Source organism: Holdemanella sp. MSK.7.32 (genome assembly GCF_024460475.1).
Taxonomy (GTDB): domain Bacteria; phylum Bacillota_I; class Bacilli_A; order Erysipelotrichales; family Erysipelotrichaceae; genus Holdemanella.
Map to the genome: position 1 here is coordinate 45,178 of NZ_JANFYN010000007.1, position 21,335 is coordinate 66,512.

25 protein-coding genes and 1 tRNA gene are annotated in these 21,335 nt (G+C 34.0%); 4 read left to right on the plus strand and 22 right to left on the minus strand.

Annotated features, from left to right (window positions below):
* The 17 genes from NE544_RS02930 to rapZ form a co-directional block, all read right to left on the minus strand.
* The gene (locus NE544_RS02930; protein ID WP_040466441.1) at positions 1 to 225 is read right to left on the minus strand and encodes a hypothetical protein; all 225 of its coding nucleotides are present in this window, start codon (positions 223 to 225) and stop codon (positions 1 to 3) included.
* 316 nt (positions 226 to 541) lie between these two features.
* A complete protein-coding gene (gene rplT / locus NE544_RS02935; RefSeq protein WP_003865814.1) occupies positions 542 to 901 on the minus strand; it encodes a 50S ribosomal protein L20 in 360 nt (119 codons plus the stop codon).
* 18 nt (positions 902 to 919) lie between these two features.
* Positions 920 to 1,114, minus strand: a complete 195-nt coding sequence (gene rpmI / locus NE544_RS02940) for a 50S ribosomal protein L35 (protein ID WP_003865815.1) — start codon at positions 1,112 to 1,114, stop codon at positions 920 to 922.
* A 13-nt stretch (positions 1,115 to 1,127) separates the two neighbouring features.
* Positions 1,128 to 1,679 carry a translation initiation factor IF-3 gene (gene infC / locus NE544_RS02945; protein WP_117926784.1) on the minus strand — a complete coding sequence of 184 codons (552 nt, stop codon included), beginning with the start codon at positions 1,677 to 1,679 and terminating at the stop codon, positions 1,128 to 1,130.
* Between the two features lie 227 nt (positions 1,680 to 1,906).
* Positions 1,907 to 1,982: transfer RNA gene (locus NE544_RS02950), tRNA-Lys, on the minus strand.
* An 82-nt stretch (positions 1,983 to 2,064) separates the two neighbouring features.
* On the minus strand, positions 2,065 to 3,927 hold the full coding sequence (locus NE544_RS02955) for an ABC-F family ATP-binding cassette domain-containing protein (RefSeq protein ID WP_256268266.1): 1,863 nt from the start codon (positions 3,925 to 3,927) through the stop codon (positions 2,065 to 2,067).
* A gap of 9 nt (positions 3,928 to 3,936) precedes the next feature.
* Positions 3,937 to 5,223: a hypothetical protein gene (locus NE544_RS02960; protein WP_256268267.1), complete on the minus strand. Its 1,287-nt coding sequence runs from the start codon at positions 5,221 to 5,223 to the stop codon at positions 3,937 to 3,939.
* A gap of 57 nt (positions 5,224 to 5,280) precedes the next feature.
* A complete protein-coding gene (gene asnS, locus NE544_RS02965; protein ID WP_217255973.1) occupies positions 5,281 to 6,636 on the minus strand; it encodes an asparagine--tRNA ligase in 1,356 nt (451 codons plus the stop codon).
* A 234-nt stretch (positions 6,637 to 6,870) separates the two neighbouring features.
* Positions 6,871 to 7,506 (minus strand): redox-sensing transcriptional repressor Rex, encoded by a 636-nt coding sequence (locus NE544_RS02970; RefSeq protein ID WP_117572361.1) that lies wholly within the window; start codon positions 7,504 to 7,506, stop codon positions 6,871 to 6,873.
* Positions 7,507 to 7,603: 97 nt separating this feature from the next.
* On the minus strand, positions 7,604 to 8,203 hold the full coding sequence (locus tag NE544_RS02975) for a hypothetical protein (protein ID WP_256268268.1): 600 nt from the start codon (positions 8,201 to 8,203) through the stop codon (positions 7,604 to 7,606).
* On the minus strand, positions 8,196 to 8,444 hold the full coding sequence (locus NE544_RS02980) for a TIGR03905 family TSCPD domain-containing protein (RefSeq protein WP_256268269.1): 249 nt from the start codon (positions 8,442 to 8,444) through the stop codon (positions 8,196 to 8,198). Before NE544_RS02980 ends, NE544_RS02975 begins: the two co-directional genes overlap by 8 nt.
* Entirely contained in the window at positions 8,431 to 8,940 is a 510-nt protein-coding gene (locus tag NE544_RS02985; RefSeq protein WP_118116390.1) for a Gx transporter family protein, read from the minus strand. Before NE544_RS02985 ends, NE544_RS02980 begins: the two co-directional genes overlap by 14 nt.
* The gene (locus NE544_RS02990) at positions 8,937 to 9,293 is read right to left on the minus strand and encodes a NusG domain II-containing protein (protein ID WP_256268270.1); all 357 of its coding nucleotides are present in this window, start codon (positions 9,291 to 9,293) and stop codon (positions 8,937 to 8,939) included. Before NE544_RS02990 ends, NE544_RS02985 begins: the two co-directional genes overlap by 4 nt.
* Positions 9,293 to 9,814, minus strand: a complete 522-nt coding sequence (locus NE544_RS02995) for a hypothetical protein (protein ID WP_256268271.1) — start codon at positions 9,812 to 9,814, stop codon at positions 9,293 to 9,295. Before NE544_RS02995 ends, NE544_RS02990 begins: the two co-directional genes overlap by 1 nt.
* A complete protein-coding gene (gene whiA / locus NE544_RS03000; protein WP_154556133.1) occupies positions 9,807 to 10,754 on the minus strand; it encodes a DNA-binding protein WhiA in 948 nt (315 codons plus the stop codon). The genes NE544_RS02995 and whiA overlap by 8 nt, the downstream gene beginning before the upstream one ends.
* Before the next feature lie 2 nt (positions 10,755 to 10,756).
* Complete coding sequence (gene yvcK, locus NE544_RS03005) at positions 10,757 to 11,704, minus strand: gluconeogenesis factor YvcK family protein (RefSeq protein WP_256268272.1); 948 nt, start codon at positions 11,702 to 11,704, stop codon at positions 10,757 to 10,759.
* Positions 11,701 to 12,561, minus strand: a complete 861-nt coding sequence (rapZ, locus tag NE544_RS03010; RefSeq protein WP_186999313.1) for an RNase adapter RapZ — start codon at positions 12,559 to 12,561, stop codon at positions 11,701 to 11,703. Before rapZ ends, yvcK begins: the two co-directional genes overlap by 4 nt.
* 82 nt (positions 12,562 to 12,643) lie before the next feature.
* On the opposite strand from rapZ, the gene NE544_RS03015 reads away from it, so the two are divergent.
* The 3 genes from NE544_RS03015 to NE544_RS03025 are packed head-to-tail and all read left to right on the plus strand — an operon-like array spanning position 12,644 to position 15,237.
* Positions 12,644 to 13,165, plus strand: a complete 522-nt coding sequence (locus tag NE544_RS03015; RefSeq protein WP_256268273.1) for an HAD domain-containing protein — start codon at positions 12,644 to 12,646, stop codon at positions 13,163 to 13,165.
* A complete protein-coding gene (locus NE544_RS03020) occupies positions 13,162 to 13,569 on the plus strand; it encodes a VanZ family protein (RefSeq protein WP_256268274.1) in 408 nt (135 codons plus the stop codon). Before NE544_RS03015 ends, NE544_RS03020 begins: the two co-directional genes overlap by 4 nt.
* Before the next feature lie 39 nt (positions 13,570 to 13,608).
* Complete coding sequence (locus NE544_RS03025; RefSeq protein WP_256268275.1) at positions 13,609 to 15,237, plus strand: putative glycoside hydrolase; 1,629 nt, start codon at positions 13,609 to 13,611, stop codon at positions 15,235 to 15,237.
* A 31-nt stretch (positions 15,238 to 15,268) separates the two neighbouring features.
* Here NE544_RS03025 and NE544_RS03030 read toward each other — a convergent pair whose 3' ends face one another.
* Entirely contained in the window at positions 15,269 to 15,637 is a 369-nt protein-coding gene (locus NE544_RS03030; protein WP_118116697.1) for a thioesterase family protein, read from the minus strand.
* Positions 15,638 to 15,770: 133 nt separating this feature from the next.
* Between NE544_RS03030 and NE544_RS03035 the strand changes: the two genes are divergently transcribed.
* Positions 15,771 to 16,787, plus strand: a complete 1,017-nt coding sequence (locus tag NE544_RS03035) for a hypothetical protein (protein WP_256268276.1) — start codon at positions 15,771 to 15,773, stop codon at positions 16,785 to 16,787.
* On the opposite strand, the gene NE544_RS03040 is transcribed toward NE544_RS03035, so the two are convergent.
* From NE544_RS03040 to NE544_RS03055, 4 genes are all read right to left on the minus strand, one after another.
* Entirely contained in the window at positions 16,784 to 18,178 is a 1,395-nt protein-coding gene (locus tag NE544_RS03040) for a cell wall metabolism sensor histidine kinase WalK (RefSeq protein ID WP_256268277.1), read from the minus strand. The genes NE544_RS03035 and NE544_RS03040 overlap by 4 nt on opposite strands.
* The gene (locus NE544_RS03045) at positions 18,171 to 18,857 is read right to left on the minus strand and encodes a response regulator transcription factor (protein ID WP_256268278.1); all 687 of its coding nucleotides are present in this window, start codon (positions 18,855 to 18,857) and stop codon (positions 18,171 to 18,173) included. Before NE544_RS03045 ends, NE544_RS03040 begins: the two co-directional genes overlap by 8 nt.
* Before the next feature lie 89 nt (positions 18,858 to 18,946).
* Positions 18,947 to 20,485, minus strand: coding sequence for a 2,3-bisphosphoglycerate-independent phosphoglycerate mutase (gene gpmI, locus NE544_RS03050; protein WP_117572328.1), 1,539 nt, complete (start codon positions 20,483 to 20,485; stop codon positions 18,947 to 18,949).
* Between the two features lie 103 nt (positions 20,486 to 20,588).
* Complete coding sequence (locus NE544_RS03055) at positions 20,589 to 21,326, minus strand: amino acid ABC transporter ATP-binding protein (RefSeq protein ID WP_118115164.1); 738 nt, start codon at positions 21,324 to 21,326, stop codon at positions 20,589 to 20,591.
* Positions 21,327 to 21,335: the final 9 nt, after the last annotated feature.

Genomic DNA, 21,335 nt, shown 5'->3' on the forward strand with positions numbered 1-21,335 from the left:
TTAGCCTTCGTTTTTAACTTTTGCTTCTTCTAAAAGATCCTTAGCATCTTCTTTGATTGTCTCATATTTACAAGTTGTATCAGATTTAAATTTCATACCACCAGCTAAACCTTTTACAGCTAAATCGTGTGCTGTATCACTCTTCAAAAATTTTGAACCAGCTAAAGCAGTGGCTGCACCTCCAATAAAAGTCCACATTGTCTTGTTTTTCCATCCATCTTTCATGATATAGATCCTCCTTTTCAACGGTAAAAAAAAGATAACACTTGAAAAATCAAACATCAAGTTTTTTTCGTTAGGAAAAACTATCCACTTTTTTGTTAGTTTCCCCTAATCACAGTTAGTATAGTCTTACTTTTTTAATTTGTAAATAAAAAAGGACACTTTTAAAATGTCCTCTTCTTATGAAATCAAATTATTAAACAAGTGAAAAGAGCGATTCCATAATTGCATTTAGTGATAGTTAGTTTCTCCTAACTACCATAGTTATACCTTGTTTTTTTTGATTTGTCAACAAAAAAACTGTCTTACGACAGTTTAATTATGCATTTAAAGCTGCTTTTGCTTCTTCGCAAAGTTTAGTGAAGCCTTCAGCATCGTGAATAGCCATTTCACTTAACATTTTACGGTTGATCGCAATATTAGCTAATTTTAATCCGTGCATTAAACGAGAGTATGATAAGTCATTCATACGTGCAGCTGCATTAATACGTGTAATCCAGATTTTACGCATGTTTCCTTTTAACTTACGACGGTCGTTGTATGCATATCTGAATGAATGCATTACCTGCTCATTTGCAGTTTTGTATAATGTATGTTTTGATCCAAAGTATCCTTTGGCAAGTTTCAACACTTTTTTTCTACGAGCGCGTGAAACTGTTCCACCTTTAACTCTTGCCATTCTTTATATCCTCCTTAATTACTTAACTAACATTTCCTTAATACGTTTGTAATCTGTAGCATGTACAGTACCTGGTTTAGCTAAGTGACGACGTTGTTTCTTAGTCTTTCCATGGAAACGGTGAGATGTATAAGCGTGAGATCTCTTTAATTTTCCAGAACCTGTCTTTTTTACACGTTTTGCTAATCCTCTGTGGCTCTTCATTTTAGGCATAGTCTAGTCCTCCTTACTTCTTTTTAGGTGCCAACACTGTTGACATCGTATTACCTTCCATTGAAGGTTTTTTCTCAACGATAGCTACTTCATCCATAGCTTCGATGAAGTCATTCATGATCTTACGACCAACTTCCAAGCGAGTGATCAAACGACCACGGAATCGCATATCAATCTTTACTTTCATACCCGCTTCGATCCATTTTGACGTCTGACGAACTTTTGTTTCAAAATCGTGTGTATCGATAATCGGCGATAAACGCAAAGATTTAACTTCAACAACATGTTGCTTACGCTTAGCTTCTTTTGCTTTTTTCTGTTGTTCGAAATGATAACGACCATAGTCTAAAACTTTACACACGGCCGGACGCGCCTTGGGTGCTACACACAACAAATCTAAATTTTGTTTGTATGCAATGTCCAATGCTTCTTTTTTTGACATAACTCCCAATTGTTCTCCATCCGCATTGATGACAAGAACTTCTCTAAACGGAATCTTTTCGTTAAACAAATCATCGTTTACATTATTTGGGGCAACTTTTCTATTATTGATATTCGACACCATCCTTCTTCATTTTTCCAAAAAGAAAATGGGTGCATTCCACACCCATCACTCTTTTAAACGAATTCAAACTGAATTGGCCGTGAACCTATGTCCCTTAGACATCAGGTGAGAAGGGGTGCTTCTATCTTTCCATTTCTTTTACTCATTGATAATACCACACACATATGGTTTATTCAATATCTTTTTTCAAAAAAATAAAGCCGAGCAAATCGACTTAAACACATAAATGGTGGACTCTTGGGGATTCGAACCCCAGACCCACTGATTAAGAGTCAGTTGCTCTGCCAACTGAGCTAAGAGTCCATTTATCAGTGCCCATATATATTACCACAGCATATTTTTAAATGCAACTATTTTTTTAAAAAAAGAGTGCCAAATTGACACCCTATTCCAACATAGTCATTTTTTCTTCCCACTCCTGCATCAATGCAGCAATTTCGTTGTGTTTATCATCTATTTTCGCATCTAACTCTTCCATCTTACGATAATCTTGATAATATTCTGGTTCATATCTCAATTCTCGCATTGCCTCTAAATCTTGTTCTGCTTCCTCTAAAAGCACTTCTAGTTTTGCGACACGATTCTTAATTGCTTTTAAATCTGTGAAAGATACCGTTTGTGGCTTCACTTCTTTTTCAACCTTGGCAACCGATTCCACAAGTTCATTACTTGCTTTTTTTTCTAAGTACTCTTCGTAATTCAAATCATACACTTTACTGATTAAAGCCATTTCTAGTACACGTGTAGCCATCTTCTTTAAAAACATACGGTCATGCGATACAAATAGAATTGTTCCATCATATTTTTCCAAAGCGGACTCCAAAGCTTCTTTCGCCGGAATATCCAAATGGTTTGTAGGTTCATCCAATAATAAAACATTATCATGCTCTAACATTAATTTTGCCAAAGCCAATCGAACTCTTTCTCCACCCGACAAATCATTCACTTCTTTAAACACTTCATCCTGTGTAAAAAGGAAACTTGCTAACGTATTACGAATCTGTGTTTGTGTTGCATCCGGATCCATGTCCCACAATTCATCCAATACATTCTTATTTGACTTCATCTGAGCACTTTCCTGATTAAAATACCCTACATCAATTTGATGACCAAACTTAAAACTTCCAGATAAACTTGGAAGTTCTTTGACCAAAGTCTTAATCAAAGTTGATTTACCTATTCCATTAGGACCAACGATAGCCATTCTTTGTCCTTGCAATAACTGAAAAGAAACATCAGACAGCACTTTATCATAACCAACCTTTAAATCTTCCACTTCAAGAACCTGCTTACCACCTTTTCTTGCACAAGTAAACACAGCCTTCATCTGACTTGTATCTGAAGTACTATCTTCAATTCTATCCATGCGATCTAAATATTTCTGCTTACTCTTGGCAAAAGCAGCCTTATTCTTTTTATAGCGGAATTTTTCAATCAAATCTTCTAAACGATGAATCTCTTGTTGCTGACGAATATACGCTTCATGATTCTTTTTTAGATATTCATCTTTTGCCTTCAAATAATGCGAGTAATCCCCCACATATCTTTGGGTTTTACCAAACTCAATTTCCACGATTTCATCTACAACATGATCCAAGAACATTCGGTCGTGACTCACTAAAACAACCGCGAAAGGATAATGTTTCACATAATTTTCAAGCCATTCAATAGCTGCAATATCCAAATGGTTTGTCGGTTCATCCAATAATAAGATATCTGGTTTTGTCAATAACAGTTTAACCAACGCAATTCTCGTTTTTTGTCCAGAACTAAATTCACACAATTTTTTATTTAAATCGCTTTCATCAAACTGAAAATGGAAAAATACATTCTTTAATTCCACCTCATATTGATATCCATTCAATGCCTCAAAACGCGTTTGCAGTGCATCGTACTTTTCAAGTTGTTTCTCACTTGAATCCATTTTAAGCACTTCTGCCTGGGCATTTAACTGCTTTTCCAATTCTCGAACCTTGTCAAAAGCTGTTAAAAGTTCTTCATACACTGTCTTTTCTTCGTCCACAAAAGTAATCTGTGCCAAATATCCAATATTTGTACCATTTAAAACCATACGAGAACCCGAATCATAGTTTTCCTGTCCACATATAATTTTCATCAATGTTGTTTTACCACAACCATTACGACCAACCAACGCAATCTTTTCATTATCACGCACTTGAAAGTTAGCACCTGCCAAAACTGTTTTTGCTCCAAATGACTTTTGTATATTACTTAATTGTAACTTCATACTATCACCCTAAATTTCAAAATATCTAACAATACCTTTCACCAAAGTTTTCGCTATTGCATCCGCATTGTCATTAAAATAAGCAACACTTTGAGAATTCATTGCGCTCGCATATGAAAAGTATAATCCATACATCCCATAGGCATCTTTATATTTTGCATTTCTCATCTCATCACCATAAACACCAGTGTATGTTGCTCTTCCACCAGTTTCTCTTAATTGTGGGTAAAGTTCATATTTTTTTACTTCACCCTTTTCATCTTCGGCAAAGGAATCATATAAAACTCCATTTTCCTGCGTGCTGTTCGTTCTAGCCGCATACAATGTCAATCCACTTTGATCCATATAATATGAGATTGTATTAGCCAACCCACTATTTGTATATGGACTTGCCATCATATAAGGCGCATCTACATTTTCATCATAGCTTGCACCCAAGGCAATATATAATTTAGCCTTTGCCTTATAACCACGAGCCGGACGACCATCTGCACCATAATAACCTGGCGTTTCATTTTTTTTACGTAAAATCTTAACTTTTAATCCCTTTTCTTCTAATTCCTTTTTTAATTTCTTCGCAAATTCCATAGAAGAGGTTGGTTCATCTAAAATCGACGTACTTGCACCATAATCCACGGTATTCGAAATATAATTCATCGCATTTCCACATGGATCGATCACTACATCATATACATTGGATTTTGGGATATGCTTAGTGACAATAATAAACGAATAATTTTTCTTTAAATGAATATCATACTCTTTTAATGCCTCTTTATCTGCCACAAACGTAATATCTTTCACCTTTTTATTGCGACGCATTGTTGTGATTGTCTTCGCCTTAAATGCCTCGTCAAAATAAATACGCTCCTTTTCATAATGATCATATGTATATAGTTCATAAATTCCTTCTTTTAAAGAGCCTAAATCAATACCTGAATCCACTTTTCCATTAAATGTAAAACTTGTAATGGCATCATTCATTACATTTCTTAAAACAATGTTATTGCCTTGCATTTTATCCATTTTCTTTGTACCATACTCATCTTTATACAAAGATAACGTCTCCCCATAAACTAAATAATCACTGAGTCGATAAGACCCATCAAAACTTGTCTCCACCTTTTTTTGCAACTTTTCAACATCCACTGTATCCAAATAAGATTGTGACAACTTATCTATTTCAGTTGGTCTTGAAACATATAAAAAAACACAAACAACCGCAATAGCGATTGTAACAACACCAACGATCATCGTGCTTAAATTTTTCTTATTAACTACTCTTACTTTTTTCATACCCCTTATTTATATCACACAAGAAAACAGGTATCAACGAGATACCTGTTTAATTCATTAGAAAATTAAATTTCTAGGTGTACGTGGATATGGCTGAACATCACGAATATTCGCAACACCACTTAAATACATCAACATACGGTCAAATCCAAGACCAAATCCTGAGTGTTTGCATCCTCCAAAGCGACGTAAATCTAAATACCATTGTAATGTCTCCTGCTCCATTCCAATTTCTTTCATACGATTCACTAACACATCATAACGCTCTTCACGTTGAGAACCACCAACTAATTCTCCAACATAAGGAACTAATAAGTCACATGCTGCAACTGTCTTGTTGTCATCATTGACACGCATATAGAATGCTTTAATATCCTTTGGATAATCCGTTAAGAAAACAGGACCATTTACGACTTTTTCGCAAATATAACGCTCATGTTCACTCTGAAGATCCATACCCCAGAAAATATCCTGGTTTTCAAATTGATCTTTTGCTTTTTCCAAATATTCAATAGCCTTTGTATAAGTCATTCTTTCAAAGTTAGAGTTTGCAACATGAGTCACACGTTTAATACATTCTTTATCGATCATTGATGCAAAGAATTCCATTTCTTCTTTAGCATGTTCTAAACAATAGTTGATACAATATTTGATCATTTCTTCAATACAATCCATGTTATCGGCTAAATCCGCAAATGCAAGTTCTGGTTCAATCATCCAGAATTCAGAAGCGTGACGAGTTGTATTTGAGTTTTCTGCACGGAAAGTTGGACCAAAAGTATATACATTGCGATATGTTAATGCGAATGGTTCAACATGCAATTGTCCAGATACTGTAAGTTGAGCATGTTTACCAAAGAAATCCTTGTCATATTTTGCATCTTCACGAGTTGTAACTGTAAAACATTCACCAGCACCTTCTGCATCATTACCAGTAATTTCAGGTGTATGTACATATACAAATCCGCGATCCTGGAAGAATGTGTGAATTGCCATACTTAATACACTTCTTAATCTAAACATAGCATAGTATGTATTTGCACGAGGACGTACATGAGGAATTTCACGCATAAATTCAAAACTGTGACGTTTTTTCTGCAATGGATAATCGTGATCACATAATCCTAAAACACTAATACTTTCGGCTTGAATTTCAAATGGCTGTTTTGCATCTGGAGTACATACAAGTTTTCCTGTTACTTCCATAGCTGAACCTGTTGTAATTTTTGATACTTCATCAAAGTTTTCTAAGCTATCCGCATATACAACCTGCACATTTGAAAAAGTTGTTCCATCATTCAACGCAATAAATCCAACTGCCTTTGAATTACGATTTGTACGAACCCATCCCTGCAAAGTAATACTTTGTCCATCGTACTGTTCAAATGTTTCTTTTAATTTTTTTACTAACATAGTTTCTCCCTTCAAAATAAAAAAAACGTCCCTTAATTAAAAGGAACGATTATTACCGCGGTACCATCCTGTTTCATCACACGTATGTATGCACTCAATTGGAATTTAACGCATTCCACACGTTACTGTCTACTTAATTTCTCCAGTACGACTCCACAGGTGTTATCAATCCAAACTTGCACTGTCTATTTTCACCTAACAAGACTCTCTTTACATGTTCGTTTTGGACGACTTCTATTTCTGCGCCTTTGTTTCTAATGAATTTGTAATAAATACCAATTCTTGTATAGATGATACCACATCAATACTTTTAATGACAACCCCTTTTGGAACCAAAAAATGTTGATGCGTAAAATCAACGATACCATTAATTCCACATTGCACTAATTTATCTACTGTTTCTTGTACATCATGTGAAATTGTTAAAATCGCAATACGACATCCTTCAGGAATCTTTGTGTCTAATTCTGACATTGGATATACTTCGACACCAAATTGTGTTCCACACTTAGCTGGATCCACATCAAAGGCACATGCGATTTCACCAACAACATAATCCCATTTATTATAATTCATTAACGCACGACCTAAGTTACCAGCACCAACTAAAATTATTTTTTCGTCAAAATCAACGCCTAACTGACTATTAAATATTTCAATCAGTTTATCCACATCGTATCCGTAGCCTTGTTTTCCAAGATTCCCTAAAAAGGAGAAATCACGACGAATTGTTGTAGGCTCAATATCTACAAAACTCGATAATTCTTTGGACATAATTCGTTCAACGCCATTTTTTTGAAGTTTACGTAAAGCTTTTAAATATACTGGATACCTCTGTAAAGTTGCTTTGGGCACATTTCTATTCTGCATTTTATCACCCCACGCAATAATAATATCATATTTGTGATATATTTAACAAGTTAACTTGTGAAAAAATTTAAAAAACAAAAAAGTCGATTACTCGACTTTAGAAAATTGATTGATCCACCTGCAACAATGTTGAATCCACATCTTGAAGAAGTGTTTGAATTCTTGAATTATAAAAATAAGGAACACCCTTCTTTTTCGCGAAAAACAATACAAGCGCCCACAAAATTACTAGTAAAATAAATGAAACCCTAAAAGAAATGTGAATCAAAAGAACAAACACAAGTAAAAACACAATATATGCAAGTGTGTCTAATAAGATAAATCGTTGAAATATATTTTTCAGTGTAATCTGATAATAATCTCTTTTTCTAGATAGAAAAGCTTTCGTGATAGAATCATATTCCTCATTAAATTCCATTTTAATTAAATCGTTCTGATTCTCTTTATGCTCTTTATAAAATACAACTTCCTGCATTCTTAAAAGACAAAACAACATGGCCTGCTTATTTTCGTCTTTCGAAAACTTTTTATAATACAATTCCAATAACTTTAAATAATCATTATCCGAAATTGATTTTCCAACCATATTTTGTGCAATGACTTCTAAGCGTTCTGTTAATACATCTGAAAATACAAGAATGTTATTTTGAGCACGTCTTTCAATTTCCTTTAAAGCCCCAAGAAAATGATCAGCCACGATATGCCTTAAGCGCACATGCGATTTGATCTGGACAAGATGTTGGCTTATTTCCACATGTTACTCCAGTCAAAGTATCGATAACTTCATCTACACTTCTTCCCTTCAATAAACATCCAATTCCCTTTAAATTTCCATTGCATCCACCAATGGCCTCAAAACTCTTAATAATTCCATCTTCAATTTCAAAATTGAATTGACGACTACAAACACCCTTTGGTATATAACTATATTTTTCCATAATTTCCTCCACTTAATCGGTCTAAGACCTTTCTACATACTACTGCTATTAATATACCACTCACAATGGACAATGCCAAAAGAATTGGTAAAAACAACTGCATAAAATACTGTTGGTAAATCCAAGTAATTGCGATTACTTGTCCTATATTATGAAAGCTAGCTCCAAGTATACTTACGCCATAAATCGAAAACGCCTTACTTCGATACGCTAAGATCATCGCAATACAAGCCAAGATACCACCGCTTAACGAAAGCCAAAACGAAACAGAAAATAACATTCCCTGCATCAAACTCGATAAAAAAATTCGTAGTAACGATACATAAGCCAATGATTTTTCATCATACATATAAAGCGCAAATAAGCCAGCAATATTTGCCAAACCAATCTTATATCCAGGAACAATCATAAATATACCTACAAAACTTTCTAAAAGCTGCAATAATATACCGACCGCAACCAAGAAAGCTAAAATTACACTTTTCTTGACCCTCATTGTATCACCGTATCCTGACTGGCTTCTTTTTCAATTTTTACAACGGTCTCATTGGGCAAACATACAATGGGAACATTGGCATCCGAAACATAACCTTGTTTCGAACAATAATGATGTGGACTCTTTTCTTGTGTAACACGCACTTTTTTCTGTTTAACCTCAATATGCACTTTTCCAAGCTTTCCATTTACGACATACGTTTTATCTTTTGATAAATCAATACGCAAAACTTGTTTTTCCTTAACATATACACTCGCATACGCATTTTCATTTTTACTAAAAAATAAAGGAACACATAGTACTACCGCTACGATCATAATGCATACTATCAGAATTTTATCTGCCTTTTTCATTATTGAACGACCACACTTACATTTTTTGTGACTGAATTTCCAAAACGATCACTGATTTTTACTTGTACATCCTGTGTGGATGCAGTAGATGTATCAACATTAGCTTCAAAAGTAACTCCCGATAAATCTGTCGCATGAAAGTAGGAATTCCAATCAATATTCTGTCCAACCCCAATTGTGATTTGACCCACTTCACTTGCACATACTGGAGCCGTTGTATCTTTAACTTTTATCACAAAAGGATACTCTTTACTCCCATCCACAATCGCAAAGTCATATTCACCAACAACCAAATAATCCATTCCAGATGTCATAAAGCGATTATTTTTCTTATCTACCCCAACACTTTTTGAAACAACCTTTAAACGAGATGAAAAAGTCGCATTCTTTAAATATAAAGTTGGATTGGCATAAATATCTTTTCCAAGTTCAATCGTGAACATTGACTTTTTTAATTGAACCCCCAAGGAACATGCACACAATAAAAATGATAAGCCTATAATCCCTATTTTTTTAAGCATCCAATTCCTCCTTTAATTCTGAAGCCATCTGCTTCACTTTCGCTAAGCGATGCTTCATTCCAGATTTTGAAATATCTTCACCAAATTCATTTTTACACTCTAAACACAATTCATTAAGATTGGCCTCCGGATACATCTTGCGAATTTGCATCGCATGCATAATTTTTTCTGGAATCACAATATTTTTAGCATGACGCTCCAAAAATTCAATAGCCTCTAACTGCGATTTTGCAGCCTTTAAACTCTTTACCTCATTGGCAACCTCACAATTATCGAGGCGCGTGATCTGATTATAGAAATCTCTTTGAATTCTAGAATCCTCAAATTCAAACAACGCATTCGAGGCATTACATAAACGCAAGAAGTCTGCAATTTTATCTCCAGCTTTTATATATACCACATAAACGCTTTTTCTTTCGATGACTTTTGCCGGCAAATAAAAACGCTGCATTAATTTTTGAACACTTAACGCTAAATCTTTTTCCTGGCTCGACATTTCTAGATGATAATTACTCGATTTTGGTGAGTTGATACTGCCACTAGCCAAAAAACACCCTTGTAGATACGCTCTAGCCATCTTTTCAGAACGAACCATTTTTACGCTTGGTGTATAACGTAAACCTGAATCCGTTAGAATCTGAAGATCTTCCAATATTTCTTGAGCCTTATCAAACACTTGAATACGATATATGTTATTTTTCTTTAACTGCATTTTTTTCAACACAGAAAGACGAGGATCGACATCATATAACGTTTTCATGATTTGAAAAACATGTTTGGCAATTGTTGCATTTTCAGTTTGAAACGACAAATACATGCCTTGCCAATTCATATGTAAACTTGCTCGCATTTGAAAAAGGGCACATAATTGTGCCTTCATCATTTGAGCATCGATTTCTTCTTTACAAATTTCTTTTTTAATTTCAGATGTAAAGGACAAGTCTATACCCCCTTGATCAATTCTTCTACAACTTCTTTGACAGCCATTGGATTATGACGAATACGACCTTTTGTATCCAACGCCAACAAATCTCTTTGTATAATAGCATAGTCTGTTGCTTCATTTCCAATACAAATTGGATAACTATTCTGTAAAGCATACATATCTAAAACATCCTTAGGCAACTTTGATTGATTGACCACCACTAAATCTACTGGATGTTTAAATGAATGTTTTTCAATTGCATTAATATGATCCTGAACCGTATATCCATCTGTTTCTCCAGGCTGAGACATGGCATTACAAAAATAGATTTTCTTACAAGGGTTCTTTTCAATAGCTTTCGAGATATCCGAAATAATTAGATTCGGCATAATTGAAGTATATAAAGATCCAATTCCATAAATAATCAAATCGGCATTTTTAATAGCTTCAATAGCCGGTTTATATGCATGCACATACTTCTGATAAAAAACATGATCGATACTGTTGTATACCGTTGGGATATTTTTTTCTCCACGAACCAGCGTGCCATCTTTCATCATTGCATATAATGTAACAACATCCAATGTACTAGGAAGAATATTCCCCTTCACATTTAATACTCTTGAAATTGATTCAATAGCTCCCATAAATGAGCCTGTAGTATTGATCATTGCCAAGAAAATCAAGTTTCCTAAATTATGACCCCCCACATCTTCGCTTCCTTCAAAACGATAATTCAGCAAATCAGAGAAAAAGCCTTCATCTTCTTCATCGGCCATAGCACATAAAACATGTCGAATATCTCCAACTGCAGGAATATTGTAAATATCACGAATTCGTCCCGTACTGCCACCATCGTCGGCTACTGTAACAATGGCCGTTAAATCAACATCTTCCAAACGTTTCATACCCTTTAACATGCTTGAAAGACCTGTACCTCCACCAATTACGACTATTTTTTTCATTCTTCGTCAACTCCAATATCACGGTGCGATTTAAAACAACGATATGTATCTTTATATTCATCATACAACCAGTTACAAATCGAAACCGAACGATGTTGACCACCTGTACATCCAATCGCAACTATCATATGGGACTTGTTCTGTTTCTCATATTGTGAGAACACAAAATCACAATAATCCTTTAGTTTCACAATAAACTCTTGTGTTTCTGGTTTATCCATTACATAGTCATATACTTCTTTTTGATTTCCTGTTTTATCTCGAAGCAATGGATCATAAAATGGGTTTGGCAAGAAACGAACATCAATGACCATATCTGCATCTAATGGTACTCCATGTTTAAATCCAAAAGATTGGAATGTGACTGTAAACACGCTTCTTTGAGCACTTTTAAAACGGTGTAAAACACGACTTGCCAAAGCAGAAGTACTTAATTTTGTCGTATCAATATGAATCGTATTCTGTGAATTCTCTTGTAGATGATCCAAAAAATCACGTTCTACTTCAATCGCATCTTCTAATGTTGTAGCCAAATGATTCACGATCATTGGATGTTGTCTTCTTGTAAAGCGATAACGTAACAACAATTCTTCATCGCTGCAATCTAAAAACAAGATTTGAAGATCGCGGTTAATATTTTCAAAGTAGCTCACAAAAGCCTGGTAATCAATAGCACTCACACTTAGTGCTACATTTTTATAATGAGACTCATCTTTTCTTAGTAAGTCTTCTAAATTATCCAACAATTCCTTAGGAAAATTATCCATACAATAATAGCCCAAATCTTCTAGAGCATTCATTGCACTTGATTTTCCGGCCCCTGACATTCCTGTCACAAGAACAATTTTATTTTCCATAATCACACATCCTTTTTGTAAATTATATCAACATTTGAACTTGAGTACAATTTTGACTATCATAATAAAAGGAGGAACACATATGAAACCATGTATATTTTTAGATATCGATGGAGTAATCAATCCGAGTCGTAAAAAGAATTCCTATTGTCTCGATTACAATTTACCAGATGTCCTGGCAAAAAAATTGAACCACCCAAAAATTGCCACACTAAACGCATATTTAGTCAATCAAGTTTATTATTGTTTTTCAAAAGAAAGTATTCAACTTTTGAAGCAACTCATTGAAAAATATGATGCTCAAATCATCATCACAAGCTCATGGAGAATAGTCTATTCATTAGAACAACTTCAGGCCATGTTTGACATCTTTGATTTAGGAAAATATGTTAAATCCGTTACTACTTTGATTAATCCACGCACAAAAGCTATTCAAGAATTTATTAATGAAAACAATGTGACAAGTTATATTATTTTAGATGATTTTGACATGTCCAACGCTTTCGATTATCATTTTATTTATGTTCGCCACTCTTTCAAAGAATCCGACTACAAAAAGGCGAACTACGCTTTATTTATTCAACAAAAGGAGTTTTCGAATTGAAAAAACACATTTTTACCATTTTTACAATTTGCAACATGCTACTGATCTTTTATTTTTCCAGTCAAAATGCAGAACAATCCACACAAACAAGTGCCTGGTTTTTACAATTTTTACCATTCTCAATGCATATCGTTCGTAAACTCGCACATTTTACAATTTATGCCATGCTTGGCTTCAACACTTTCTATATGTATAAGAACTATGGTGTGAAACACTATGTACTATACGCTTTGGTCACATGCATTCTATATGCTTGCAGTGATGAATGGCATCAATCTTTTGTCTCAGGAAGAAGCCCACAAATTACAGACATATGCATTGATACTTGCGGTGCTTTATCCCTAATTCTATTAAATATGGGTCTGATTCGATGGAAATCATCCCAAAAACGCTTTGAAAATTGACAATTATATGAATTATGCTACTATTCTATTGGTGATTACATGAAAAGTAAACAAATGTTCATTCTTCCAATGATAATCGTGGCATTTTTATTTTTACTTGCCCTAGCCGCAAACTCACTCCACCCTACTCGATATATTAAATGCGATACCAATAAGCTAACGGTAGAAAAAGCACATTTAGAAGATGGTGAAGCTGTTATTGAAAAAATTAAAATTCCTAAAGGTACAAAAGTAAAAGTTCATCAAAAACAAGAACATTCAAGCATTATCATATACAATCACGATAAACTAAAAGTTAAGAATTCAAATCTCGCAAATAGTTTTGATGAAGCTACTCACTTAGATTATGTTTATTGTCGAAGACTGGTAAACTTAAGAGAAGAAAAAGGTGGAAAACTAAGTAAAGTGATTGTCAAGAAAGGTGAAAAAGTAAAAGTAGAATCCATCGATCAAAAAGACTGGGATAAAGACACAGGCCAAATGCGCTGGTACAAAGTCAAAAAGCAGAATAAAACCTATTATTTAAGTGGTGCATATGTGGAATCATCAAGAAAATTAGCATTAAAAAAGTATGATCAAGCCATATCTTATTCGACATATTGGGATGATTACTACAAAGATGGATATTCTAAAGATGCCTATGCATCACAAATTGATTACAAGCCTATCAAAAAAGAAATATATAAAGAAAATTCGATGCCTAAACATGTTAAGTCCGTCCACGTATCAATGGACAATTTCATCAACAATCAAGAATACATTGAAAAGTTAAAGAACATCAATACGATTATTGTCGAAACAAAGAATGATGAAGGCTCAGTTTTATATGCGAGTGATGTATGTAAGGATTATTTATCAGATCCTAGTCAAGCAACAAATACTACGATGATTTCAAAAAAAGACTTAACAAAAATCATTAAAGAATACAAAAAGAAGGGATTCTATTGCGTAAGTCGTATCGTTACTTTTAAAGATGCTGTTTTTGCGATGGAAAACCCAAAAGAATCATTAACAGATCATAATGGCAATTTAGTTGTCTACAACGATCAATACTGGCCTAGTGCGTATTCTAGAAAAGCGTGGATGTATAATGTGGAACTTGCCAAAGAGTGTGCTGATCTAGGCTTTAATGAAATTCAGTTTGATTATGTTCGCTTTCCTGATGGAACGGCAAGCGCAAACTCAAAACTAAATTTTCACAACACTTATAAAGAAAGTAAAGTAGCCGCCATCCAAGGTTTTCTTCAATACGCAAAAGAAGAATTATCCCCAAAACACGTTTATGTTGCAGCCGATATGTTCGCATGGCCTATTGTAGCTTGCGATGATCAAGATATTGGACAATTTCTTCCAGCCATCGCCAATGTCGTTGATATCATTTGTCCTATGCCTTATTTAGATCACTTTTCAAATGGAAGCTTTAACATTGATAATCCTGTTGAAAAGCCATACGACACTTTATATGCATTCACTAAGATCAGTGACGAGCAATTAAAAAGTATCAAATATCCCGCTAAATACCGAACATGGATTCAGGGATATAATATAGATGCAGATGGTGTAAAACAAGAAATAAAAGCACTTAAAGACACAAATTATCCGGATTATATGGTTTGGTTAGCTAGTGGCGATAAGAAAGATATAGATAGAATCAAAAGCGGATTTTAAAACCCATGCATAATAACATGGGTTCCTTTTTTTATTTCTTGTATGTTTTATCGATAAATTTTTGTGCATCAACCACAAAACGACTGTGTACACCTTTTCCAATTGATTTACCATCTTGGAACGCTTGTACTTCATAATCAATTTTGCGACCATCCACATTAACCATCTTAGCCTCAATTGTGATTGTTGCCCCTAATGGACTTGCCATATCATGAGACACATTCATACTGATGCCAACACTTGTCTTACCTTCTTCTAATTCTAGGCATAGACATGCAGCTTCTTCCATCCATGCGATCATTTGCGGTGTAGCTAAAACATCCAATGATCCACTCTTCATAACAGAAGCCAAATTTTGTTTTTCAACCACACGTTGAATTCGAATTGTTTTTAATTCCATGTTTGTTATCCCTCCTTTGATATATTAATCCATTGTTAAAATATTGACAATGTATTTTATTAGTTTCTGCGTTCTGTGATAGAATGTATTAAGAGAAATGAATCAATCATTTCTAATAGAAAGTAGGTCATATATGTATTCTAAACAAGAAGAAAACCTAATCCTATACCAAAAATCAAAACATAAAATCACTATACATCTTATTCTTTATTTTTTTGTACTTTGCGTTTATTTTTTAGCCATGGCATATCTTTTCTCAAGCATGGAATTCTTGAAAGTAGATGATCCAGCTTTTCGCTCTATGTTGATCAAATTAGGAATCGGACAGATTCTTTTATATGGCATCACATTTATTCTTCTTTCAACTGGTAAAAAATGGTTTCGTATTCTATATTGGATAGATATTGCGATCAGTTTTTTGATTATATACTTTCCAATCAAATTATTGTTGACAAACCTTACGACTATATTACCATTCTTTGTCCTTGTTGCTTGTATGCTTTTAAAAACCATTGTGCTTTGCCAAATTGGTGGATACTTAAGAAACAATCGTTGGTGTAAGATTTATTTTGATCACACAATCGAATTGGACGATGAAGACGATGATTGGGTAGCTAAACAAACAAAGAATGTAGATTATGAAAAAATAAAAGATAGATACGAAAAAGAATTCGAACAAACGGAACAAGATGAAGAAGATGAATATGTAGTAGAAAAAGCCCCTATGACTTTGCCCCAACTATCCGTTCGTTTAGGCATTATTATTTATGGCGAATTAATTTTATTTCCAATTCTTATCCAAATCTTTTCAAATCTATTCGCAAGTTTGGATATGCAAAAAGTATTTGCAACAAAAGACATCTTTATGCTATGTATTTTTACTGCTTTTATTTGGACCATTCCATTATTCTATATGTACTACAATCAAAAGGCGACAAAGAAGATTATCGCATGTTGTATGATAGGCGAAATTATTCGTATTTTAGTTTATCTTCCAACCTTTATGAACTACTATAAATCACAGGAATATTCAATTCGTGTATTTATCTTCTTTATCATCATAGATATCATTCGATTGGTTATTCTATTTGTATTCGCAATCCGTGTTTTACAATCAAAACAAGAATATGCACAAAATCCCAGAGACTAATTCTCTGGGATTTCTTTTACAATAATAGGCAATTCAACTGTGATTTTAGTTCCCACATCTTCCTTTGAAGTTAAATGAATTTTGCCTTGATAATAATAGACAACATGTTTTACAATCGACAAACCTAAACCTGTACCTGGAATTGTTTTTGAGCGTTGTTTATCCACACGATAAAATCTTTGAAAGATTCGACTCTGCTCTTCTTGCGCAATTCCCACACCTGTATCTTCCACACTAAAATACATATTTTTTTGATTTTTCTTTAGAACAACATCTATTCGTCCGTTTTGTTTATTGTACTTAATTGCATTCGAAATTAAATTATAGAAGATACCTTTAATATGATCTAAACTCGCAAAAACGGTAAACTCTGTCGCATTCACATAAACATTTAAATGCATCGCTTCAATTTGTGGTTTTAAAGTCTCGACAACAGAATCCAACAATTTCTTTACTTGAATATGCGAATATGTGACTTGCATCTCTTCTGTTTCTAATTTTGAAATCGTTAAAATATCATTGATCAACTGCGTCATGTGGTCACTCTCTTTTAAAACACAATCTAAACATGTATCGATTTGAGCACTATCCTGAATTGTATGCGAACGAATCAATTCTGTATATCCACGTATAGAGGTGAGTGGTGTTTTTAATTCATGACTCGCATTACTGAAAAATTCCTGGCGAACCTTTTTTTCTTTTTCCAGTCTTTCTAAATACTTTTTATTTTCTTCGGACATTTTCGTCAATGCATCTGTGATTCCATAAAGTTCGGGATAATTATATTTATGAAACGATAGCACTTCTTTTGAAATATCTGTTGAATTAATTGTATTTGTAATATCTTTAAAAGGTTCTACAATTTCATTGGCCATTTTTTTAGACAAAACAAATACCACCATAAAAGATACGGCAATACTAAATAAAAATGGTGCTAATAATATCGAAATAGATTGGCTCAATCCATCAAATGGCATAGCTAAACGAACAATTGTTTGATTATCTTCCTCATAGTCAGCTACATATAAATAAGAACGTTGCATTGTATCTGAATGACGAATACATGTCCCTGTACCTTGAGCAATAGCTTGTTTTACTTCTTCACGCTGCAGATGTTTTTCACGAATTCTATTTTTATAGTTATCATATAAAACTTTTCCGTTTCGCTTAATAATTGTGATACGAATATCTTCCGATTTAAAAGTATCACCCAAACGAGTCGTATTTAAATCATCTATTTCTAAATTTTTCACCAATTTAACTGTATTCATTAAATATTGTCGATCTTGAGAAATAGATGCTTTATATAAACTCACGTAAAGTAAACCAAAGCCCAAGATAAATGTGATCAAAAAAGTTGTTAAAAACGAATGAACAATCTTCTTATGCATTGTTATCCTCAGCAACAAAACGATATCCAACCTGTCTTACAGATTGAATCCAATGTGCATATTCATTTCCCATCTTCTTACGCAATGAGTTAATATGTACATCCAGTGTTCTGCTTTCTCCAATAAAATCATATCCCCAAATCTGATTGATCAACTCTTCTCGTGATACAGCTCTACCTTCATTTTTAGCTAAATATTTCAACAATTCAAATTCTTTGAATGTCAATTCAACCGGTTCTTCATGAATTGTCACCGTTCTTTTATCTAAATCAATACATAAGCCATGTATTTGAATCAATCGTTCATCCTTTTTACTTCTACGAAGTAATGAACGAATACGAGCAGCAAGCTCTAACACACTAAACGGCTTTGTCAAATAGTCATCAGCTCCTAAATCAAGTCCCATGATTTTATCAAGCTCTTTATCTTTTGCACTTAAGATAATAACAGGTAAATCTTTAAGCGTTGTCTTTGAACGAATAAATTTTAATATATCATATCCATTCATGCCTGGTAACATCAAATCTAATATGGCTAAATCCACTTTATTGTTTTGCAGATAATCATATGCATCTTTTCCATTTTCAAAATCAACTAGTTCATAATTAAAACTAGCCAATGTTAATTTTAATAATTGACGAATATTTTCATCGTCTTCAACAATTAAGACTCGTTCCATAAAATCAACCCTCTTTTTTTGTCATTTTATCATGAAAACAAATAAAAAAGGAGTAAAGTTTTTTTAACATTACTCCTTAATAATCTAAATTATTTTTTTAAAGATGGGTTCCAATGTTCGTTTGGTTCTAATCCTAAGAAATCACAAACTGTAGCTGCAACATTTGACAATCCTAGATCTTCGCCTTCTTTTAATTCACATTCCGCATTGTATACGATGAATGGAACTGGTGCTAATGTGTGGCTAGTCTTACTTTCATCATCCGCATTACCGTGGTCTGCAGTAACTAATAAAATACCATTTACTTTATTTACTGATTCAATAACACGTGCAAGTTCTAAGTCTACTGATTCAACACCAATGATAGTTGCTGGTAAACTTCCAGTGTGTCCTACCATGTCACCGTTTGGATAGTTTGTACGAATGAAATCATAGTTTCCACTTTCGATTGCTTCACACAATTTATCAGTGATTTCAGCAGCCTTCATCCAAGGTCTTTGTTCGAATGGAACTACATCACTTGGGATTTCAACATAAGTTTCTAAAGACTCATCAAATTTTTCTGAACGGTTACCATTCCAGAAATATGTAACGTGTCCATATTTTTGCGTTTCACTGATTGCATATTCACGAATACCATGTTTACACAATTCTTCAGTTAATGTATATTTAATTTTTGGTGGTTCTGTCAAATAGTTCTTTGGAATTTGTAAGTCTGCATCATATTGTAACATACCTGCAAATTTAACATTTGGAACTTTAACACGATCAAATTTATCAAATGAAGCATCTCCATCAAATGCTAAAGAGATTTCTTGAGCACGGTCACCACGGAAGTTGAACAATACAACGCTATCTCCATCATCGATAGTTCCTACAGGTGCACCATCTTTCGCAATAACAAATCCTGGAAGATCTTGGTCAACAACATTTAATTCTTTACGATACGTTTCAATAGCTTCTGTAGTTGAAGCAAATTGTCTTCCTTCACCCATTACGTGAATTTTCCATCCACGCTCAACCATAGACCAGTCAGCTTCATAACGGTCCATTGTGATTTGCATACGTCCACCACCACTAGCGATGCATGCGTGGAAATTGTCATCATTTAATTCTGCCATAAATGATTCAATATCATTTACATATTCTAAAGCTGAAGTTGCAGGAACATCACGTCCATCAAGTAATGCATGAACACGAACTTCTTTAATACCTTCATTTTTAGATTCTTTAATCAAAGCCTTTAAGTGAGAAATATTAGAGTGTACGTTTCCATCACTTAAAAGACCGATGAAATGCATTTTATTTCCTTTTGCATTTTCAGCTAAATCCTTCCAAGTTTTAGAATTGAAGATTTCTCCAGACTCAATGTTTTCGTTAACTAATTTAGCTCCCTGAGAGTAAATTTGTCCACAACCTAATGCGTTGTGTCCAACTTCTGAGTTACCCATATCTGAATCTGTAGGAAGTCCTACTGCAAGTCCATGAGCACGAAGTTGTGTATGTGGACATTCTGCCCACAATTTATCAAGTGTTGGTTTGTTGGCTAATGCAACAGCATTGTTCTTCTTATCTTCACGAATACCAATACCGTCCATAACAACCAAAATTACTGGTCTTTTTTCCATTGTATTTTTCCTCCATTAATCGATAATAATATAACACTAACTAGGCCTTTTTTCAATGAACTCATCTCAACAAATGAATTTTTTCACAAAAAGAAAAAGCCGCTTAACGGCTTTGATAACGAGATAAAAATTGTTGTGTTCTTTCTTGTTGAGGATGCTCGAACAACTGTTCTGGGCTACCCTGTTCTGCAATGACACCTTTATCCATAAAAATAACACGATCACTGACTTCTCTGGCAAACTGCATTTCATGTGTAACGATAACCATAGTCAAACCTTCATCAGCTAACTTTTTCATGACATCCAAAACATCACCAACCATTTCTGGGTCTAATGCACTTGTTGGTTCATCAAATAGTAGTACTTCTGGATCCATACACAAGGCACGAGCAATCGCAACACGTTGCTTTTGTCCACCAGAAAGTTTAGTACTAGGCTTATTCGCAAACTCTTTCATGCCAACTTCATCTAAGAATTTCAAAGCTGTAGCCTTCGCTTCTTCTTTTGATTTCTTTAAAACACGAATCTGACCTAACATACAGTTTTCTAAAACAGTCAAATTATTAAATAAGTTAAAACTTTGGAACACCATTCCAACCTTAGAACGATATTCATTGACATCCATTTGACCACTTAGAATGTCTTTACCATGATATAGAACATGGCCTCCATCCATTCTTTCTAATAGGTTTACACATCTTAACATTGTACTTTTACCAGATCCACTCGATCCAATAATCGTAACCACTTCTCCTTTATGAATATCGAAATCTACATCATTTAATACTTTAAGATTTCCAAAATGTTTCTGGAGATGTTGAATTTGAATAATTGTTTCCATAAATACCCT

Bases quoted from the DNA above. Each gene is read 5' to 3' on its own strand.
- NE544_RS02960 (WP_256268267.1), bottom strand. From the start codon at position 5,223: ATGAAAAAAGTAAGAGTAGTTAATAAGAAAAATTTAAGCACGATGATC.
- NE544_RS03025 (WP_256268275.1), top strand. From the start codon at position 13,609: ATGAAAAGTAAACAAATGTTCATTCTTCCAATGATAATCGTGGCATTT.
- gpmI (WP_117572328.1), bottom strand. From the start codon at position 20,485: ATGGAAAAAAGACCAGTAATTTTGGTTGTTATGGACGGTATTGGTATT.
- NE544_RS03035 (WP_256268276.1), top strand. From the start codon at position 15,771: ATGTATTCTAAACAAGAAGAAAACCTAATCCTATACCAAAAATCAAAA.
- rpmI (WP_003865815.1), bottom strand. From the start codon at position 1,114: ATGCCTAAAATGAAGAGCCACAGAGGATTAGCAAAACGTGTAAAAAAG.
- yvcK (WP_256268272.1), bottom strand. From the start codon at position 11,704: ATGAAAAAAATAGTCGTAATTGGTGGAGGTACAGGTCTTTCAAGCATG.
- rapZ (WP_186999313.1), bottom strand. From the start codon at position 12,561: ATGGAAAATAAAATTGTTCTTGTGACAGGAATGTCAGGGGCCGGAAAA.
- NE544_RS02980 (WP_256268269.1), bottom strand. From the start codon at position 8,444: ATGGAAAAATATAGTTATATACCAAAGGGTGTTTGTAGTCGTCAATTC.
- NE544_RS03040 (WP_256268277.1), bottom strand. From the start codon at position 18,178: ATGCATAAGAAGATTGTTCATTCGTTTTTAACAACTTTTTTGATCACA.
- infC (WP_117926784.1), bottom strand. From the start codon at position 1,679: ATGGTGTCGAATATCAATAATAGAAAAGTTGCCCCAAATAATGTAAAC.
- NE544_RS03055 (WP_118115164.1), bottom strand. From the start codon at position 21,326: ATGGAAACAATTATTCAAATTCAACATCTCCAGAAACATTTTGGAAAT.
- asnS (WP_217255973.1), bottom strand. From the start codon at position 6,636: ATGTTAGTAAAAAAATTAAAAGAAACATTTGAACAGTACGATGGACAA.
- NE544_RS02955 (WP_256268266.1), bottom strand. From the start codon at position 3,927: ATGAAGTTACAATTAAGTAATATACAAAAGTCATTTGGAGCAAAAACA.
- NE544_RS02970 (WP_117572361.1), bottom strand. From the start codon at position 7,506: ATGCAGAATAGAAATGTGCCCAAAGCAACTTTACAGAGGTATCCAGTA.
- NE544_RS03030 (WP_118116697.1), bottom strand. From the start codon at position 15,637: ATGGAATTAAAAACAATTCGAATTCAACGTGTGGTTGAAAAACAAAAT.
- rplT (WP_003865814.1), bottom strand. From the start codon at position 901: ATGGCAAGAGTTAAAGGTGGAACAGTTTCACGCGCTCGTAGAAAAAAA.
- NE544_RS02995 (WP_256268271.1), bottom strand. From the start codon at position 9,814: ATGCTTAAAAAAATAGGGATTATAGGCTTATCATTTTTATTGTGTGCA.
- NE544_RS02990 (WP_256268270.1), bottom strand. From the start codon at position 9,293: ATGAAAAAGGCAGATAAAATTCTGATAGTATGCATTATGATCGTAGCG.
- NE544_RS03045 (WP_256268278.1), bottom strand. From the start codon at position 18,857: ATGGAACGAGTCTTAATTGTTGAAGACGATGAAAATATTCGTCAATTA.
- NE544_RS02930 (WP_040466441.1), bottom strand. From the start codon at position 225: ATGAAAGATGGATGGAAAAACAAGACAATGTGGACTTTTATTGGAGGT.
- NE544_RS03015 (WP_256268273.1), top strand. From the start codon at position 12,644: ATGAAACCATGTATATTTTTAGATATCGATGGAGTAATCAATCCGAGT.
- NE544_RS02985 (WP_118116390.1), bottom strand. From the start codon at position 8,940: ATGAGGGTCAAGAAAAGTGTAATTTTAGCTTTCTTGGTTGCGGTCGGT.